Raw genomic sequence first — 1,218 nt, 5'->3', positions numbered from 1 at the left:
CTCGCCGCGGATCGAGGTGCCCGAGCGGCGGGTGACGGGAGCGAGGCCGGCGTAGGCGGCGAGGTGCCCGGGCGTGGGGAAGGTGCGTGTGGTGACTTCGGTGAGGAGCCGGGCGGTGGTCCTGACGCCGACTCCGGGCATGCTCGTCAGGACCGGCTGAAGAGGGTGCTGATCGACGATCTTCTCGACTTCGACGAGGATCTCGTCGCGTTGCCGGCGGAGTGCGGCGAGCTGCTCCGCGAGCCGCGGGAGGACGAGCGCTGCGGCGTCGGTGCCGGTCACGACGACGGTCTGCTCGTCGAGCGCGGCGATGATCTCGGCAGCCCAGACGCGGCCTTTGCGGGGTGCGTTCTTGATCAGCCTGTTCCCGAGCCGCTTCTCGCCCGCCGCGCGCATCGCCGCCGGTGACGGGTAGCGCTGTAGCAGGTCGAGGATCGCGGGGTGGTCCAACCGGGGGCCGAGCACCCGCTCCAGCGCGGGGTGGATCTGCGTGAGCAATCCCCTGATCCGGTTGGAAACCTGGGTGACCTGCCCCGCGAGGTCATCGTCGAAGCCGCAGAGCATGCTCAGCTCCGCGACCTGCTCGTCGGCGACCTGGATCGACCGGAGGGTATGCGGCATCGTGCGGGCAGTCTCGGCGATGATCGCCGCGTCCCTGGCGTCGGTCTTCGCCTCACCGGGGTGCAGGTCCGCGATGCGTCGCATCGCCAGTCCCGGCAGATACCCGACCAGCGCTCCCGCGGCTTGTGCGACCGCGACCGGCAGCGCCCCGATCGTTGCGGGCTGGTCTACGACCAACAGTACGACGCCGTGCCCGGTGAGCCGGTCCAGGACCGCGCGCAGGCGGCGCTCATCGTTGGGGAGCGCCTTGTCGAACAGCCGCTTCCCGGTCCGGTCGAGCGCGACCGCGTGGTGCTCGCCCTTGCCGACGTCGAGACCAACGAACACGTCGACCTCGTCGTACCTGTCGATGCTGGTGACCACACTGTCCTCCCATTCACTAGAGACGGCAGCTGCGACAGTGCGCCTCGACATCCACGTTACGGACGGCCTCGAGCGGGATGCTCGGTCTGGCCCCTATCAGCGATCACACACCGCCAACCAGGCCCGGTGACAACACCCCCCAGATCATCGAGGACAGGGGGCAACAATCATGCCGGGCCCGGCAGGCCGTCACCGCCCAGCATGGCCGCCAAGCGGGTCACGAAGAAAGTAACG

Annotated in this window: 1 protein-coding gene; it reads right to left on the bottom strand. The window is 69.4% G+C overall.

The window, feature by feature from the left end; genetic code table 11:
* Window positions 1-1,035 (bottom strand): IS110 family transposase (locus B4E30_RS16175; RefSeq protein WP_414683228.1); only part of this gene is annotated, 1,035 nt, incomplete at its 3' end.
* Window positions 1,036-1,218: the final 183 nt, after the last annotated feature.

Origin of the sequence: Microbacterium sp. UBA3394 (assembly GCF_002358725.1) — a bacterium.
In the GTDB taxonomy this organism is placed as follows: domain Bacteria; phylum Actinomycetota; class Actinomycetes; order Actinomycetales; family Microbacteriaceae; genus Microbacterium; species Microbacterium luteum.
The sequence above is the reverse complement of the archived record's forward strand: the minus strand, read 5'-3'. Positions and strand labels throughout refer to the sequence as shown.